We start from the raw sequence: 17,633 nt of genomic DNA on the forward strand, positions 1-17,633 counted from the left end.
GTCCTGTGGACCGTCGGCGCTGTCACCCACAGCCTCGGCAGCGGCCCCAGCAGACACCGCATGGAACACATCGGCGTCGGCGTCCCCGCGCTCGCCGAGGGCCGCTGGTGGACACCCGCCAGCTCCCTGCTCTGGTGCTCCGGGCTCGGCGGCTATATCGGCTCCACCCTGATCGTGCTGCTCCTGGTCACCCCCGCGGAGCGCCGCCTGGGCGTCGCCCGCACCGCCGCGGCCCTGCTCGGCGGCCAGATCCTCGGCACCCTCCTCGGCTGCGGGATCGTCGAACTCGGCTCCCGCGCGGGGGAGTGGTGGCTGGAGGAGCTCGCCGGCTACCTCACCGTCTCGCCGAGCGTCGGCGCGCTCGCCGTCGGCGGGGTGCTCAGCTACCGCCTCACCGCGCTCTGGCGCCGCCGCACCCGCCTCGGCGTCGTCGCCTTCGCCCTTGTGATGGCCCTCTACGTGGGCCACCTCCAGGGCGTGCTGCGCCTCGGCGGCGCCGTCGTCGGTCTCGCCGCCGGGGCCCTGCTGCACCCCAAGGGACGGACCTGGCGCGTCCGGCACTCCTCGCACACCGAGGCCAGGGTCCTCGTCGCCCTCGTCGTCGCGGCTGCCGCCATCGGCCCCATGGCCGCGATCCTCTACCGGGACGCCTACGGTCCCCTCAACTCCTTCCAGCTCTACGTCGCCGTCCGGCCCACCGGCCAGAACGTCGCCGAGGCGTGCGCGGCGTCCGCCGAGAGCTGCCACTACGTGCGCGCCCTCCGCGACTTCTACGACTCACCGGCCACCGTCATGGCCGTGCTCGTCCCCGCCCTGATGCTCGTCCTCGCCGAAGGGCTGCGCCGCGGGCTGCGGCTCGCCTGGTGGCTGGCCGTCCTCGTCCACCTGGCCTGGATGGCCCTCTTCTCCTACTGGCTGCACGACTTCCTCAGGCACCCCGCCGAGTGGGCCGAGCCCGCCGAGCGCTCGACGTACACACAGGCCTTCGCCGAGCAGATGCTGCTGCCCGTCCTCGTGCTGGTCCTGCTCGTCGTCACCCACGCCCGCTTCGGGCTGCGGCTGCCGCGCGCGACCGTCCGCAGGCTCGCCGCCGTGGTCGGCGGAGTGCTCCTGCTCGCCTGCGCCGCGTACGTCGGCATCGGCTGGGCCGTGCGCGACCAGTACGAGCCCACCGCCACGCTCCCCGTGCTCTTCTCCGGGCTGGCCTCCGAGTTCCTGCCGCCCACCCTCGTCGGCGACTTCGCCGACTGGCCGGTGCCCGTCGGCGGCACCGCCGAGGCCCTCTTCCAGTACTGCGGGCTGCTCTTCTGGCTCGTCACGCTGATCGCGCTGCTCGTCACCTTCCGGCGGCCGCGCCTGCACACGGACGCCGACGCCGCCGTGCGCGCCCGGGAACTCCTCGTCGGGCACGGCGGTTCGACCCTGAGCTGGATCACCACGTGGGACGGGAACTACTACTGGTTCGACACGGAGGGAAGAGCCGCCGTCGCCTACCGGGTGATCGCCACGGTGGCCCTCACCACCGGCGAGCCGTTCGGCGCCCCGGACGCGCGGGAGGCCGCCGTCGCGGGCTTCGCCCGGCATTGCGACGAGCGCGGCTGGACGCCCTGCTTCTACAGCGTCGGAGCCGAGGCCCGCGACGCGGCCGAACGGCTCGGCTGGCGCTCGGTGCAGGTAGCCGAGGACACCGTGGTGCCCCTGCCCGGGCTGGCCTTCACCGGGAAGAAGTGGCAGGACGTCCGCACCGCGCTCAACAAGGCCAAGAAGGAGGGCATCACCGCCGAGTGGTGGTCCTACCCCGACGCCCCCGTCGCCCTCACCGACCAGATCCGCTCGATCTCCGAGGAGTGGGTCGCCGACAAGGGCCTGCCGGAGATGGGCTTCACCCTCGGCGGCCTGGACGAACTGGAGGACCCGGCGGTGCGCTGCCTCATCGCGGTGGACGCCGACCGCACCGTGCATGGCATCACCAGCTGGATGCCGGTGCACGAGGACGGGCAACCGGTCGGCTGGACCCTCGACTTCATGCGCCGCAGGGCGAGCGGCTTCCGCGGCTCGATGGAATTCCTCATCGCCTCCGCGGCCCTGGGCTTCCAGGAGGAGGGTGCCCGCTTCCTCAGCCTCTCCGGCGCCCCGCTCGCCCGCAAGGCGACGGCGGAACCCCCCGCGGCCCTCCAGCGCATGCTCGACTACGCGGGCAAGGTCCTCGAACCGGTCTACGGCTTCCGCTCCCTGCTCAACTTCAAGGCCAAGTTCCAGCCCCGGTACCGCCCGATGTACATGTCCTACCCGGACCCGGCAGCCCTCCCCGCCATCACCCGGGCCATCGGCAAGGCGTACCTCCCGCACATGACGGCGGCTCAGTGCGTACGGCTGATGCGGCAGTTCTCGACCTGACCGGCAACTTTCACCTTGCCGGGTGCCGGGTGCCGGGTGCCGGGCGCGCGCCGGGGCCGGGGAGGACCCCCACCTGTCATGTGCCACCGAAGGGTGACGACCAGTAGGTTCGTGCCATCGAAAGTTGAGTGACCTGTTCGGAAGGGTGGACGTGGACGGCTCGCGAGGAATCTTCCGCCTGGAGAGGGGTGTGACGGGGTTCCACGGCCGTAACGACCCACCGCCGCCGGACACCGATCCCAAGGAGTGCCGTAGCGCCTGGTACGCAGCGGCTCGGAGTGCGAAGGGGGACGTCGGGGACTTCACGGAGCAGGAGCGGCCCCAGAGCTTCCACGTCGCCACAATCAACGATCGACGTGGCATGCACATCGCGCTGTTCCACGCTCACTATCCGCTGGTCGCTTTCGTTGGGGACCAGCTCTACGTCTACCGAACCGAATTCCTTGCCCCGCCCGCCTGGGCCACCGCCCTCGGCAGATTCGGCTTCCTCGTCCTGACCGCGGCGGAACTCCTTTCTCCGCTGGAGGAGGCCGACACTTCCGCTCTGTCCCAGGCGGAGTGGCGCCAGATCAGGCACTGGCAGCCCGGGACTCTTGGCGCAGCACTCTTCAACTCGTGGGACTGACGTCCACGACGTCTTGGATACCGCGGGGTCACTCACCTCCGATGGCACGCTACCCGTAAAGGCTTCCGCGCCGACGGTTGGGCCAGGGAAGCAGAACCGTCCTGCTGGCGTCACCCCATCAAGTCACACATGCCGCATGACTTAACTAGCGGAGCACCCTCATCAGCCAAGTCATGCCATGGCATGTGCTCAGATGAGATATTCACTCACTGGGGTGGTTTTTCGTCAGGCGGGTTGTGCCTGGCCGAGACCAGGCTCGCCTTGCGAACAAGGGGAATAAATCCCTTTTTCGGGAGGTGTTCCCATGGCCGAGCTCAGTCGTACTTTTCGGTCCTGCCGACGAGCGTGTGCGGTGCTGCTGGGAATGACACTGAGCGCCCTCCTGGCCAACGTGGCACCCGCGTCGGCCGCCGGTGACGATGTTCAAAGTATTCAACATGTGGTTCGACATCACCGGCCTGTCCAACACCAATTCGTGTATTCCCTCGTGGGTTACAGCACGCTACCGGGATGAGGGTTCCGGCAGTGATACATGGACCAGGCTCGTTCGGATCGACAACAACGGCTGCGATAACGACCCGGAGCATCTTCAGAAGGAAGGTGACTTCCAGAACACCTGGAGCAGGATCAACCTGCTGGGCGGGCCGAAGCCGGGGCAGCACCTGTTCTGGAAGGACCTCACGAGCCTGACGCTGACCGTGACCACTCCGAACACCCCGCCGGGGCGGCAGAAGTGCGTGAGCGTCAACAAGTTCGGCATCTGGGGGCAGGACACGAACAACTACTGGCACGAGCTGGTCAATCGGCAGTTCGACTATGTCTTCTGCGACGGCCGCAACGACCTTGAATTGTTCGTCGAGCACTGACGTGAGCCCACCGATCCGCAGGGGATTGCCCCGCCGGTCCGTATCGGGCTGGTGGGGAGCTCGCTGTCAGCTGCGGGTGTGAGGACCGCGCGTTCGCATCGAGATCCTCTGTAGTGCAAGCCCCGGCATCGGAAGTCACTCGAGGCGGCTGACATCGAGCGAGCGTCCAGGCTGGGGACAAAAACACTCGCTCAAGGTTCAGTGTCACAGGGCGATACCCACATCCCGTACGAGTGGGGCGTTCGGTGCGCGGCTCCCCGCTCGTGGATTTAGGACGAAAGCATGTCCATCATGACAGGTCGGCGCCGTCTTTCGTAGGACGGAACGCACAGTTCACGAGGCTTGTCCGGTCCGTTCCCCGCCTCTCAGAATCTCCTTCGTGCGTCATCCGGAGACAGGGGGAATGGTGACGATCGATCACGACGCGGTGCTTCGGGCCCGCGTGCTGCTGCTGGGGTCCGGTCGGCTGAGTCAGGCCGAACTGGTGGGCGCGTACCGGGTTCTGGCCGAGGTGAGTCCGAAGGCGTACGTGCCGAAGCTGGTCGACGCCCTGCTCGCGCTGCGCCACGAGAGCCGGGATCCGGAAGTGGACGTCGCGCTGGCCGCCGAGGCCTCCCGGGCCGCTCGCAGGACAGAGGTCGGGGCGCCGAACCGGGCGGAGCTGTTGCGCCGGGCCTTGGACGCCTACCAGGCTTCCCTGTTCGCCCTCGGGCGCAGGGCGGAAGGACGCGCAATCTGTGAGGAGCTGGCCGAGGCCGGCCGAAGCGGGCCCCTGGCGAGCGTTCTGGCCGAGGAGGGGCGCTTCAGGGAGGCCGCGGAGCTCGGCGAAGAGGCCGCCCGGAACGGGATCCCGGAGCACTCCTTCTGGAGCATGGTGCGGTGGGCGGCGAACCTGGAGGGCGCCGGGCTGCACGACGCCGCATCGGCCGTCTTCCGCGAGCTCTTGGAGGAGACCCGGCGCGAGGCAACCGAACAGCGCACCGCTCTGGCGATACTCACCTGGGAGTTGGTTCACTTCTCCCGGATGCGGGAGACCGCCGGGGACGGGGTGAGTGCCGCGTCCGCCCGGCGAGAGGCCCTGAGTGTCCTGGAGGAGCTCGCGACCACGGGCGAGCCGAAGAACTGGAGCTGCATCCTCGGGTGGTGGAGGACGCTCTTCGTCCTGTCGGGGCGGGCAGCCGAACCCGCCGCGAGCCCCGAGTCCCCGATGCCGCCGTCCGGCACGGAGCTCGGATGGTCACGCGATGTGCGGGACGGTTTTCTCGGCATGCTGCCGGGCCTCGAAGCGGAGGCGGCGAGGCTGCGCGAGGCCGACCGGCTGCCCGAGCTGGTCGACGTCCAACGCAGGATCGGAATCCGCGCGGCCGTCCGCGAAGGCGACCACCCCCACCTGTTCGAGGAGCGGTTCACGCCATACTTCGACGAGGGCGTGACGCTCGCCCGCCGCCTGCCCGACAACCCCGCACTCCTCGCCCGCGCCCTCACCGACCGGTCGATGTTCCTCGTCGCGGCACGTTCCCTCGAACCCGCGCATACCGACTTCGCCGAAGCGGTCGCCCTTCTCCACGATCGCTGATCGCGCCGCCCGGTCGCCGGGCGTCTCTCCAGAGCAGGGTTGCGGGGGCCGTGCAGCCGAAGGTGCCGCGCAGACAGTCGTCAAGGGCTGCCAGGCACCCGCCGAAGTAGCCGCCCGGTCCGTTCACCGCCTCGCCGAGCGCCAGATAGAGGCCCGGGACATCGGTGACGTGGCGACCGTCGAGTTCATACGCGTGACCGGCTGACCGGTCACGGCGCACGCGCTGGCAGGCCCGTTCCCGGACGAGGTCCAGCCAGGCCCCGCGCTGCCGGGTGTCGAGACCGGCCCAGGCGCCGGGTGTGTCCGGCGGCCCGGCAAACCATCGCTCCCAGACCGGTCGAGCGGATTCCGGGACGGGCGTGAAGCGCCTGCCGTCGAGCTCCAGATCGATCAGATCCGCCCCAAGAGCAGACGGATGCCAGGCGCGGATGGTGGCCCACAGCATTCGGTCGGTTAGCGGCTCACCCTGGTCGTCCCGTATCTCCAGGGCGGCCTCCTCCAAGTCCAGTGCCCGCCGGGTCCGATCGTCGGCGCCGCCGACCCCCTGCCGAGCGCACCTCTGACCGATCGGTTAGATTGCTGACCGATCGGTCAGAGTCCTGGGTTCGCGACCGGCGCACGGCCATGGGCCCACGACGGAGGAACGCTGATGAGAGGCGGAAGCATGGAGCGCACGACGTGCTGCATCGTGGGAGGCGGACCGGCGGGCATGATGCTCGGTCTGCTGCTGGCCAGGGCCGGGGTCGAGGTGACCGTCCTGGAGAAGCACGGGGACTTCCTCCGGGACTTCCGCGGGGACACCGTCCACCCGTCCACCCTGCAACTCCTGGACGAGCTCGGGCTCGGCGAGCGCTTCGCGGAGCTCCCGTTCCCCAAGATGGAGGAGATGCGCATGGTGATCGGCGGCTCCACCGTCGTCGCCGCCGACCTCCGCCGCATCCCCGGCAGGCACAAGTACATCGCGATGGTCCCCCAGTGGGACTTCCTCGACCTCCTGGCGTCCGCCGCCGCGGACGAGCCGTCGTTCACCCTGCGCATGCGCACCACCGTCACCGGCCTGCGCAGGGAAGGCGGCCGTGTCACCGGCGTCCACTACGTCGACGAGCACGGCGAGGCGGGCGAGATCGCGGCCGACCTGACCGTCGCGTGCGACGGCCGCCACTCCCTCGTACGGCGGGAGGCGGGGCTCCGGCCCGAGGAGTTCCAGGTCCCCATGGACGTCTGGCAGGTGCGGGTCGACGGACCGCGCGGCGGCCTCAAGGACGGCCGCGTCCTCGCCCGCTTCGGCGACGGCCAGGCCGCTGTCACCATGGACCGCGGCGAGTACTACCAGACCTCCTACCTCATCAGGAAGGGCAGCGACCAGGAGCTGCGGGCCCACGGCCTCCAGTGGTTCCGCGACCGCCTCGGCGCCCTCTGCGGCTGGGACCGCGAGGTGACCGACGCCATCGCCTCCTGGGACGACGTCAAGCTGCTGGAGGTCAGCATGGGCCGCCTGCGCCGCTGGTACCGCAACGGCCTGCTGTGCATCGGCGACGCCGCCCACACCATGTCCCCGGTCGGCGGCGCCGGTGTCAACATCGCCGTCCAGGACGCCGTCGCCGCCGCGGGCATCCTCGCCGGGCCCCTGCTCGACGGCTCGGTGTGCGTCCACGACCTGGAGCGGGTGCAGAAGCGCCGCTGGCTCCCCATGGCCGTGGTTCAGAAGTCCCAGCTGGCCGAGCACAAGATGCTGGAGATGGCCCTGGACGGCACACTCACCGAGGACACCATGCCGACACCCCTGAAGCTGCTCCAGAAGGTGCCGCCCCTGCGCACCGTGACCGCCTACCTCGGCGGCGTCGGCATACGGCCGGAACGCGTCCCCGCCTTCGCACGGGGCTGAGGACGCGGAGCCGGTCGGCCGGTCAGTCGGCGGCGCGGCGGATGGCCGCCAGGGTGAACGTCTCCAGCTCGTCCGCCGCCGCGTCGAGGTCGAACCCGGGATGGGCGAGCCAGTGCGAGATCACGCCGTCGATCGCCCCGCCGACCGCCAGGGCCACGGTGTCGGGGTCGAACCGCCGCAGCCGGCCCGTCTCCTGGCCCGCCGCCAGGAGACGGGCCAGCGCCTGCCGACGGCCGTGCGTGTCGTGGGAGCCGGGTGCCTTGAGCCGGGTGCCGCCCTCGTCGTCGAGGAGCATCTCGGTGATCACCCGCACATGGCGGCGGTTGGCCTGCTGGTACGAGATCATCGCGCGGACGTACGCGACGACCGCGGCGAGCGGGTCGGACTCCTGGCGCACCCGCTCGTCGACGTACGTGGTGAACTGCTCCAGCACCTGGGTCAGGGCCGCGCGGGTCAGATTGTCCTTCGACGAGAAGTGGTAGAGGACCGCCGCCTTGGAGATCCCGGCCTCCTCGGCGATCGCCGACAGCGATGTGGCCGGGTAGCCCCGCGTGGAGATCAGATCGATGGTGCACTCGATGATCTGCTGACGGCGGGCACGCTCCCGGAAGGTCTCTGGAGCGGCGCTCCGGGGCGGGGGCATCGCGAGGGCCTCACCTTTCTCGCACGGTGGTCGTCGTCCTCGACCGTACACCGTCGCGGCCTTCCCCTTCTTCGGCCCCCGCACGGGCCCTCGTCTGCTGGCTCACGAAGTCGGGTAGGTGAGCGTAACCATGTATGAGTGAGTGTCGTTGTCAGGGTGTGAATCTGACGGAGTGGGCGGAAGACGCAGGGCGTGCACCCGCAGACTGCGTATCGCTGGTTTCGTGAGGGGACGTTGCCGGTATCGGCTCAGCGGGTCGGGCCGCGCACGATCCTGGTGAACGTGGAGGCCAATGCGGCGCCGGAGGTGGTGGGAGGTGTCGGCCTGTACGCCCGTGTCTCCTCCCATGACCAGAAAGATGATCTCGTCCGCCAGAAAGCTCGGTTGTCCGAGTGGACTGCGAAGGCTGGTCACCGGGTGGTTCGGATCGAGTCCGAGATCGGTTCGGGGATGAACGGGGCCCGTTCAAAAGCCCGGCGCCTGCTGGCCGATCCGCACGTGACCACCGTGGTGGTCGAGCACAAAGACCGCCTCGGCTGTATGAACGTCGAGCTGGTCGAGGCAGCCCTGTCCGCGACCGGCCGGCGCCTGGTGGTGCTGGACGCCGGCGAGGCCGAAGACGGCCTGGTGCAGGACATGGTGGAGGTGCTGACCTCGTTCTGCTCCCGCTTGTACGGTCGCCGGTCGGCGAAGAACCGTGCCCGTAAGGCGCTTGAGGCGGCCGAGCGTGGCTGAGCCGAAGCAGCAGCTCCGCCCGATCGAGGATCCGTTCGTAGCGGCAGGGCCGTCGGGCGTGGCGATACGCGACCGGCTGCGCCTGTCCACCGCGGACGAGAAGGTGCTGCGCCTGGTCGGTGAGCATCAGGGGCGGCTGGCATCCCGCGATCTCAAGGTCCGCTGCGAGGCCGGGCATGATCACGGAAACGACCAGTGGGCGGCCCGTAAGCGGGCGCTGACCGTGCAATCCTCCTCGCGTATTGCCGGGGCGATCACGAAGGCCACCCATGACCAGTACGGGCTGGCCCGACGCTGTCTGCTGGCGTACTCCAGAGCCTTGATGCCGGTATCCGTATGCTGCGGCACCGGCTCTCTTTACCGATCGGCGAGAAGGGCACCAAGCGTGCTCCGGGCGGATATCGGTCGAAGGGCGAGTGGTTCCACAAGTCCCGGCGCCTGTCCTGTCTTGAGGGTCGTCTGGATCAGGCCCAGGCGGACTGGGCTGCGGGACGCGTGCACGTGGTGCGCGGTGGTCGGCGGCTGCTCAAGAACCGGCACAACCTCGAAGCGGCCGGACTCACCGAATCGCAGTGGCGGGAACGCTGGGAGGCCGAACGCTGGTTCCTCGCTGCTGACGGCGAGTCCGGGAAGCGTTTCGGCAACGAGACGATCCGCGTCACCCCCGACGGCGGGATCAGTATCAAGATGCCCGCGCCGCTTGCCCACCTGGCCAACGCTGAGCATGGCCGGTACCTCCTCGCCACCACGGTCACCTTCGTGCACCGGGGAGCCGAATGGAGGGACCGCGTCACGGCGAACCGGGCCGTGGCCTACCGCATCCACCTCGACGCGGAACGCAGCCGCTGGTATCTGACCGCGTCGTGGCAGCTACCGGCCGCCAAGACGCTCCCGCTGGATTCGGCACGCGCCAAGGGCATGGTCGGCGTGGACACGAACGCCGACCACTTCGCCGCCTGTCGGCTCGACCCGCACGGCAACCCGATTGGCGCCCCCAAGCGCAGCCGAACACGGCCTCGCCATCGTGGCCGTGGACCCCGCCTACACCTCCACCTGGGGCGATGAGCACTGGCGCAAGCCCCTCATGAGCAACAAGCGCACTATGACTCGCCATGACGCCGCTTCGGTGGCGATTGGCAGGCGCGCCCTCGGACACCCGATCCGGCGACGGACGGCACCGCCCCGCGACGACCAGAGCGATCGTCGCGGGCATCGGACCGTCCAGGCCGACTGTGGTGTCCCAGGGCGTGAGGAAACCCGCCCCCGCGTCCCCGGACCACGGACAGGATCCGTGCAGCCGGATGCGCAGCGAAAGCGGGCTACCAGGGCACCCAAAACCGTTCGGGATGTCCGCAGTGAGCAGGAGCGGGTCCAAGACCCACACCTGCTCACTGAAATAGGAACGGTCGGGGGCCGAAGAAGGGGATGCATGTGACACCGGCGGGGCAACAGACGCGTACGGGGCCTCAGATGCCGATGCGCAGCTGGCCCTGGCCGGTCGCGGCCGTCACGCCTCCGGTCGCACACTCCGTCGGCGGCTGCCCGGGCAGCAGACCCACGTCCCGCGTGACGGGCGTCCCTCCGGGGATCTCCCCGAACCCTTCGAGGACATGGCCCGTCAGGTGCACGATGTTCACGCCGAGGACCCGCACCGCCGATCCCTCGTAGGCGATCTCCAGATGCCGGCCGCCGGGGAACTCCACGCGCTCGTGGGCCCGGGGTGAGTTCAGCGCGAGGCAGGAGGCCTCCGGGGAGGCCCCTTCCGTCGTCCCCTTGGCCTCGACCGTCTCGCCGGGGCGCACCGAGCAGAGGTACGCGGTCCTGGCGCTGAGCCGCGTCGGCTGGGGCACGAGAGACAGTCCCGGGGAGTACGTCGTGTTCTCCTGACCCGCGCAGACGACCGGCCCCCCGGTGACGACCGGCCCCCCGGCCTGTGCCGCCGGAGCACCGACGAGCGACGTGACTGCCAGCGCCATGGAACACAACGCGACCGCCACACCCCGACCACCGAACATGGGCATCCTTCCGATCGGTCCCCAACACACCACTGGCGACGTGCCATCCGTCCCTACCCTCCCGGCACCTGGGGTGTGCCCCGCGGTTCCCGGCACTCGCAGCACGCCCGTATCACCGAGCCGCCGCGCACGCGCTCCCGCGCGTGGGAATTCGTTGGCGCGGTCATCGCACGGCACGTAGCGTCGTGACGATGACGAACGACAACGCCCGGACGCCTGCCCACGGTCACTGGCGCGACCTCAACCACGCGCGGTGGGAGGAGCGGGTGGCCATCCACAGCGACAGCGACTTCTACGACCTGCCGGGGTTCCGGGCCGGGCGGGACGATCTGCGCGGCTTCGAACGCGACGAGGCCGGGGACGTCACCGGCAAACGGCTGCTGCACCTGCAGTGCCACATCGGCACGGACACCCTGTCCTGGGCCCGCCACGGCGCCCGGGTCACGGGACTGGACTTCTCGGCCGCGGCCGTCGCGGCGGCCCGGAAGCTGGCCGCGGACGTGGGCATCGACGACGCCCGGTTCGTCGAGTCGGACGTGTACGACGCGCCGTCGGCGCTCGGTGGCGAGACCTTCGACATCGTCTACACCGGATTCGGCGCGCTGTGCTGGCTGCCCGACATCGACAGGTGGGCACGCACCGTCGCCGAACTCCTGGCACCGGGCGGCTTCCTCTACCTCGCCGAATTCCACCCGGCGGGAGCCTGCCTGGACATGGACGGCGCGACCTGGGCCGAGGACTACTTCGCCCGCGACCCCCTGGTCTACGAGGAACAGGGGACGTACACCGACCGGCAGGCCCGGACGCGCCACAACACCGCGGTGGAATGGCAGCACCCGATCGGCGACGTGGTCAGTGCCGTGACCGCCGCCGGGCTGCGCCTCGCGTTCCTGCGGGAGTACGACTTCACCCTGTTCGAGCAGACGGACGGCATGGTGAAGGGGCCCGACACCAGCGGCACCCGGCCGGGCGCGGCCTCCGTGTACCGCCTGCCGGAGGGGCGTCCCCGCGTACCGCTGATCTACTCGCTGCGGGCGTCGAAATGAGCCCGGGCGCGGGCTGGGGAGCACAATGCTCCCCAGCCCGCGCCCGGGCCGTGGCCCACCGGGCCGCCGTCGGGCCCAGGCGGTGCTGAAAGGGCGTCAGCTGCGGCGCCTCGCCGGGGCCGAGACCGCGCCCGAACCCTCGGCGATCTTCCACTCCCGGTGCAGGGCGCCCAGAGGAATGGACTTCTCGAAGATCGGCGTGTCGAAGATCTTCAGCTGGGCCTGGAGAGCCCCCGTCAGATCCAGTCCGCCGTACGCCTTCCACTGGCCCGAGGCCGAGGCGCTGCCGTCGGTGGCCGCGGACGCCGAGCCCTCGACCTCCGCCCGCAGATACGGGGCGACGTTCGCCGTGACACCGACGGCGCCGTACAGGCCGACGCTGGCCTCCGCGCCGAGCGCGGCCTTCACCTTGCCGGCGGCCGTGACCGTGGCGCGGGGGGACGTGGCCTTCATCTCCGAGGAGTTGACCGGCGTCCAGCCCTTGCCGCGGCTGTAGGAGCCGCCGACCTTGAAGTCGCCCTTCAGGTCCTGCTTGATGTCGACGTTGATCTTTCCGTCGGCGTCGACCTGGAGGTAGCAGGTCAGCCCGAGGTTGACCACGACCGGCACCGCGCCGACCTGGATGACGGGCGCGGCGTGCAGCTTGGCGAAGGGGATCTTCAGCGGCTGCCCGCCCGGAGTGGACGCGGCGGCCTGGCCCTTGAGCTCCCACTGGGACGACCAGTCGCCGGACAGCGACAGCGAGGCGCCGCCCGGCGAGCCCGCGGTGCCGGAGCCCTTCCCGTCGTACGAGAAGTCGACCTCGGGGGCCAGCTGGACGAAGCCGGACGCCGACGCGGCGGCCGACGCCGGGGCGTCCTTGGCCGTCGAGATGGACGTGCCGACGTCGATCCGCAGGCTGCCCAGCGGCACCTGGGCGCCCTTGGGGCCGAAGTGGACGTCACCGGTCTTCGCCCAGGAGACCTTGGTGCCCTGCACGAGCGGTTCCACCGACATGGCGGACGGGTCGACCGGCACCTTGCCGTCGGCCTTGGCGTCGCCGAGCAGCGCGCCGAGGGTGGCCGGAGCGGTCTTGACCTCGGTGCCCTGCTCGGTCCTGCCGACCACTTCGGTGACCTTGGCCAGGACGCCGTTCGGGGCGCCGGGCGCGGGGGCGCTGGCGATGATGTCGCCGACGGCCACCTTCGTGTCCGGCTTGGCCTCGGGCTTGGCCCCGGCCGCGGCGGACGGTGCGGGTGCCGTCGGGTGCGCGGCGGCGGGCGGCTTCTTCGCGGGCGCCTTGGCGGTGTCGGCCAGGACGGCCCGGCCGGTCTCGCTGTCGAACGACGCGACCTTCAGGGAGGACTTCTCCGCCTGACGGCCGCCACCGGTCGGGTGGGCCACGGCACTCGGCGCGGCCGCCCCTTCGGGAGCCGCCTTGACGGCGAGCCGCTGGTCCCCGGCGGTCACCGCGTCGGCGGCAGCGGCGGGCCCGGCGTCACCGTGCGCGGCGGTGGGTGACGACCCGGACGCCGAACACCCGGCGACGAGCAGCGAGGCGGCGGTCAGAGCCGGTAAAGCGATGGCTTTGGCAGTGGTTCTGCGCACGTTGGATTTCCTCGGAGCGTGAGGTGGGGAGGGGCCGGAGGAGCCAGCGAGCTGGCACGTCGGGCCCGCATCACACGGCACTGCGAGCAGCTGTTACTCGCAGGTAATGCGCATGATCATGCCACGAGGACAAACGGCGTCTCACCGGTTCACCGACCGGGAAACCATGATCTCGATCACATGCGGGACGAGGTCCGGGGCGGCCTGACACTGCGTCCCGATACGCCCGAAAACAAACTGTCCGAAAACACCTGACCGCCCACGGTGCAGCCCGGACGCAGCGGGCCGCACGGTGGGCGGTAGCTCAGGTGCTGTGTGCACTTGTGCGGTGCGGGGGCGTCTCCGGGGACGGCCGGAGCGTGCCCCGGTCCTCAGGACACCGGGGCGTCCGTGAGGTCGGTGACGAGGAGGCGCAGGCGGCCCCGCACCACCGGCGTCACGCCGTGGATGAGCTGCGCGCCGTACGCGACGGCGACACCCCGGCCGGCGTCGGCGAGCCAGCGGGTCCGCACCGTGGCCGCGAGCCACTGGTCCTCGGCGGCATGGGGGTCCTCCGCCATCTCGTGCGGCAGGCTGCGGGCCAGGGGAGTGCCCGGGACGTAGCCGTCCGACACGCCCAGCACGGTCGTGGTCCAGGGGGCCGGGTCGGCCGTGGTCTCCATGTACAGACGGCCGCCCTCGTCGGCCTCGGCGATCACCACCCGCAGCCGCCCGATGCGGCGCGGCGCGGTGCGCGGGCTGGTGATGCCGTCCACATGCGAGGGCACGCACTGACCGGCCGTCATCTCCGTGTAGCCCCACGGCGCGAACGCGGCGACGGACGGCATGACACGGCGGATCGCGGGCAGCGCGCGGACCGTGGCGACGGAGAGGATCTCCTGGGCGAGCGCCGGGGCGGGCAGGATCTCCGCCTGCCTGCGGGGCCGCCACCCGGTGGCCTCCGTGTCCATGATCTTGACCAGCCGGGCCGTCTCGTCACCGCCGAGGAAGTCCTCGACCGTCTGGATGGCCAGGGTCTCACTGATGTGGATCATGACTGTCCCCTTGCACTCGCTGTCCGGTGCGCGGTGCCGACCCTCACCACCATCCCGGCCCGGGCCAGGCACGGACCCGGCGCACGCGGGGGCGCGCAGGTGCGTGCTCACAGCGCACGCGCCCCCTCGGCGCCCCCGCGGGACCGTCAGTGCCCGACCGCTGCCCGACTGTCCGCGGATCCGTCAGCGTTTGACCGCTCGCAGGACGACGAACTTCGGATCGCTCGCCACGACCTCGCAGTTGCCGAAGAGCCGCCGCAGCCGTACGTGGTAGCCCAGGTGCCGGTTGCCCACGACCCACAGCTCGCCCCCGGTGCGCAGGGCGTCCCGCGCACCGGCGAACATGCGCCGGGCCGTGACGTCGGTCGTCGCCTGGTGCGAGTGGAACGGCGGGTTGTTCAGCACCAGGTCCACACTGCCCGCGGGCACCCCGGACATGCCGTCGCCCACCCGGAACCGGGCGGTGGCCTCCGGGCCGAGGTTCGCCCGGAAGGTGTCCTCCGCCGATGCCACCGCCTGGAAGGACTCGTCGACGAACGTCACCTCGGCCGCCGGATCGGCCAGTGCCACCGCCGTCCCCACCACGCCGTTGCCGCAGCCGAGGTCCACCACGTGCCCTGCGCCCTTGAGCTCCGGCAGGTGTCCCAGGAAGAACCGGGTGCCGATGTCCAGGCGCTCCGCGCAGAAGACGCCCGCGTGGTTGACGACGGTCCGGCCCGAGACCACGCCGACGTCCTCCGGCAGCGCGTAGCTGTGCGGCCACGGGTTCGCGCCCCGTCCGAGCCCCGGGTCCGGCGAACAGAGGATGAGCCGCGACTTCTTCACCGCCAGCGACGTCCGCGTGGGCCCGAGGATCCGCTCGAACAGCGTGAGGGTCGAGGTGTGGATCTCGGTGACCCGGCCCGTACCGACGACGAGCGTCCCCTCGTGCACATGCGGCGCGAGCCGGTGCAGCTGGTCCTCCAGCAGCGCCAGGCTCTTGGGCACCCGGATCAGCAGCACGTCGATGCGCTCCGGCGGGGCGTCCTGTGTCGAGCACAGCCGCACGGCGTCCGGGGCGAAGCCGTTGCGCGCCAGATTCGCCCGGGTCGCCTCCTGCGTGAGGAAGGAGTCGGTGATCTGGACGGGCCGATGCCCGGCCAGTGCCACGGCCAGCGCGCCCCACCGGTCGCCCACGATCACCACACTGCCCGACAGGTCCGCGGGACCGCCGTCACCGCCCTGGAGGTGATCGAGCAGATACTCGTCGGCGGAGTCCCAGGCACGGAGACGGTCGCGGGGGTCCTCGGGGAATCGGGCGAGCTCGTACTCGCCCGATGACGTCATCAAACGGTTCATTGTGGGCCTCAGGCTAGCCGAGCGCCGCCTCCGCCGTGGCGGCCCGGGCGCGCAGCAGCTTCTTGTCGGGCTTGCCCGCGTCCGTCAGCGGCAGCTCGTCCACGAAGATGACGCGCGCCGGCTCGTACATCGCCCCCCGCTCCTCGCGCACCAGCGCCCGGAGCTCCCGCTCGTCGACCGCGCTGCCCGGTACGCGGACCACGGCCGCGTACACCTGCTCCATGCGGTTGGCGTCCGGGACGCCGAAGATCGCGCTCTGGAGCACCTGCGGGTGGGCGTTGAGCACGTCCTCCAGCTCGGCCGTGTACACGTGCCCGCCGACCACGACGATCATGTCCTTGAGCCGGTCGACGATCGTCAGGTAGCGGTCCTCGTCGAGGAATCCGATGTCACCGGTGTGCAGCCAGCCGTCCCGCAGTACCTCCGCGGTGAGCTCGGGCTGCTTCCAGTACCCCTCCATGACGTCCTCCGAGCGCACGCAGATCTCGCCGTGCTCGCCGAGGGGCAGGTCGCGTCCCTGCTCGTCGCGGATGCTGATCTCGACGTCCTCGATGACCTTCCCGGCCGACCGCAGCCGGTCGGGGCGCTCGGGGTCGTGGTCCTCGGGTTCGAGCCTGCTGATCCCGCCCGCCTCGTTCTGTCCGTAGAACTGCTGCAGCACCGGGCCGAGGCGCCGCATGGCCGCCACGAGCCGGGCCGGGGAGGAGGCACAGCCGCCGTACGTCACCCTGCGCAGGCTGGAGGTGTCGGTGCGGTCCGCGTCCGGGTGGTCGATGAGCTGGTACAGCAGCGGCGGCAGCAGGAACAGATGGGTTATCCGCTCGCGCTCGATCCCGGCGAGCACGGCGCCCGCGTCGAAGTCGTCGTGCAGGACGACCGTGCCGTCGTTGTACAGCGCGAGGTCCACCATCATCCCGGCGGCGTGCGCGATCGTGGTGCACACCAGCACCCGCATGTCGCGGTCGTCGTTCGAGTCCGACCTGATGATCCGGTTCTGCTTGTACGTGGAGCAGATGGCCTTGGGGTGGCCGGTGGTGCCGCCGGTGTGGCGGATGATGCTGATGTCGTCCGGCTCGGCGAGGCCGGCGAAAGGCTCGGCCGACTCCTTGTCGGCGAGCGCCAGCAGGTCGTCACCCACCTCGGCGGGGCCCAGGACGAACACGTCCTGCACCGGCGCCCGGCGGACGAGCTCTTCGGCACGGTCGGCGTAGGCCGGGTCGACGATCAGTGCCCGGGTCTCCACGTCCCCGAGGATCGTGGCCTGCACCTCGGCCGACAGCTTGTTGTAGAGGTGGTTGAGGCGGCAGCCGAGCAGGGCGGCGGCGTACTTCGCGGCGATCGTCTCCGGCAGGTTCCCGCAGAGCAGGGTGACGGTCTGCCCGCGCCGTACGCCGCGGGCCTGGAGCGCGCGGGCCATGCGGTGGACGAGGTCGCGCAGCTCGCCCGCGGTCACGCGGCGGTCCCGGTACACCACCGCCTCCCGGTCCGGCTCCCGCCCGAGCGCTTCGAGGTTGCGCTCGACGTGGCTCTGGAAGCGTTCGGTGGCGACGCTCATGGGATGACTCCCCTTCTGGTTGACTGAGGCAACCATTGGGATGGTAATCGCTGATGATCAGTGACCCAACTTGGAAGGTTGATATCCGGACAACATGCTGTGACGGCCGGGCATTCCCGCGATGCCGGACATCAAGCGGTTGATCCCGTGTGCCGTCGCGTTGATCCGTGTGGGTGGTTTATCGGGGTACGTCGGGTGTGATGGTCATATGAACGCCGATGTCTGATGTTAGGTGGTTCGGGCTGGACGGTGGTCGGTTCGACGGTGGGGAGCGGGTGATTGCGGTGGGCGAGGTCTGGGTGCCGGTGCCGGTGCGCGAGGTGTCGGGGGG

Annotated in this window: 12 protein-coding genes and 3 pseudogenes; 8 read left to right on the plus strand and 7 right to left on the minus strand. The window is 70.5% G+C overall.

Going from position 1 to position 17,633, the window contains the following annotated elements:
• The 4 genes from K6I34_RS13110 to K6I34_RS13125 form a co-directional block, all read left to right on the plus strand.
• Positions 1-2,397: bifunctional lysylphosphatidylglycerol flippase/synthetase MprF (locus tag K6I34_RS13110; RefSeq protein WP_229325533.1), on the plus strand; the 2,397-nt coding region annotated here is incomplete at its 5' end.
• A 124-nt stretch (positions 2,398-2,521) separates the two neighbouring features.
• Positions 2,522-3,022, plus strand: coding sequence for a hypothetical protein (locus K6I34_RS13115; RefSeq protein WP_229325535.1), 501 nt, complete (start codon positions 2,522-2,524; stop codon positions 3,020-3,022).
• 437 nt (positions 3,023-3,459) lie between these two features.
• Positions 3,460-3,888: a hypothetical protein gene (locus tag K6I34_RS13120; RefSeq protein ID WP_229325538.1), complete on the plus strand. Its 429-nt coding sequence runs from the start codon at positions 3,460-3,462 to the stop codon at positions 3,886-3,888.
• Between the two features lie 403 nt (positions 3,889-4,291).
• Entirely contained in the window at positions 4,292-5,464 is a 1,173-nt protein-coding gene (locus K6I34_RS13125) for a hypothetical protein (protein WP_229325540.1), read from the plus strand.
• On the opposite strand, the pseudogene K6I34_RS13130 reads toward K6I34_RS13125, so the two are convergent.
• A pseudogene (locus tag K6I34_RS13130) lies at positions 5,370-5,984 on the minus strand (hypothetical protein); the annotation flags it as partial. The gene K6I34_RS13125 and the pseudogene K6I34_RS13130 overlap by 95 nt on opposite strands.
• 144 nt (positions 5,985-6,128) lie before the next feature.
• Between K6I34_RS13130 and K6I34_RS13135 the strand changes: the two are divergent.
• Positions 6,129-7,349 (plus strand): FAD-dependent oxidoreductase, encoded by a 1,221-nt coding sequence (locus tag K6I34_RS13135; protein WP_229325542.1) that lies wholly within the window; start codon positions 6,129-6,131, stop codon positions 7,347-7,349.
• A 22-nt stretch (positions 7,350-7,371) separates the two neighbouring features.
• Here K6I34_RS13135 and K6I34_RS13140 read toward each other — a convergent pair whose 3' ends face one another.
• Positions 7,372-7,992 carry a TetR/AcrR family transcriptional regulator gene (locus K6I34_RS13140; protein ID WP_229325544.1) on the minus strand — a complete coding sequence of 207 codons (621 nt, stop codon included), beginning with the start codon at positions 7,990-7,992 and terminating at the stop codon, positions 7,372-7,374.
• 158 nt (positions 7,993-8,150) lie between these two features.
• Between K6I34_RS13140 and K6I34_RS13145 the strand changes: the two are divergent.
• Positions 8,151-8,727 (plus strand): annotated as a pseudogene (locus K6I34_RS13145) (IS607 family transposase).
• Positions 8,720-10,162: pseudogene (locus K6I34_RS13150) on the plus strand (IS200/IS605 family accessory protein TnpB-related protein). Before K6I34_RS13145 ends, K6I34_RS13150 begins: the two co-directional pseudogenes overlap by 8 nt.
• 31 nt (positions 10,163-10,193) lie before the next feature.
• Here K6I34_RS13150 and K6I34_RS13155 read toward each other — a convergent pair.
• Positions 10,194-10,703, minus strand: coding sequence for a hypothetical protein (locus tag K6I34_RS13155; RefSeq protein ID WP_229325548.1), 510 nt, complete (start codon positions 10,701-10,703; stop codon positions 10,194-10,196).
• 230 nt (positions 10,704-10,933) lie between these two features.
• Between K6I34_RS13155 and K6I34_RS13160 the strand changes: the two genes are divergently transcribed.
• Entirely contained in the window at positions 10,934-11,788 is an 855-nt protein-coding gene (locus tag K6I34_RS13160) for a bifunctional 2-polyprenyl-6-hydroxyphenol methylase/3-demethylubiquinol 3-O-methyltransferase UbiG (protein WP_229325550.1), read from the plus strand.
• A 96-nt stretch (positions 11,789-11,884) separates the two neighbouring features.
• Here the strand turns inward: K6I34_RS13160 and K6I34_RS13165 are convergent, their stop codons facing one another.
• The 4 genes from K6I34_RS13165 to K6I34_RS13180 form a co-directional block, all read right to left on the minus strand.
• Positions 11,885-13,375, minus strand: coding sequence for a hypothetical protein (locus K6I34_RS13165; protein ID WP_229325552.1), 1,491 nt, complete (start codon positions 13,373-13,375; stop codon positions 11,885-11,887).
• 371 nt (positions 13,376-13,746) lie between these two features.
• Positions 13,747-14,409, minus strand: a complete 663-nt coding sequence (locus tag K6I34_RS13170) for a hypothetical protein (RefSeq protein WP_229325554.1) — start codon at positions 14,407-14,409, stop codon at positions 13,747-13,749.
• Between the two features lie 183 nt (positions 14,410-14,592).
• On the minus strand, positions 14,593-15,747 hold the full coding sequence (locus tag K6I34_RS13175) for a methyltransferase (RefSeq protein ID WP_229325555.1): 1,155 nt from the start codon (positions 15,745-15,747) through the stop codon (positions 14,593-14,595).
• A gap of 13 nt (positions 15,748-15,760) precedes the next feature.
• Positions 15,761-17,302 carry an AMP-binding protein gene (locus K6I34_RS13180; protein ID WP_229325557.1) on the minus strand — a complete coding sequence of 514 codons (1,542 nt, stop codon included), beginning with the start codon at positions 17,300-17,302 and terminating at the stop codon, positions 15,761-15,763.
• Positions 17,303-17,633: the final 331 nt, after the last annotated feature.

Source organism: Streptomyces sp. UNOC14_S4 (genome assembly GCF_020740835.1).
Lineage (GTDB): Bacteria > Actinomycetota > Actinomycetes > Streptomycetales > Streptomycetaceae > Streptomyces.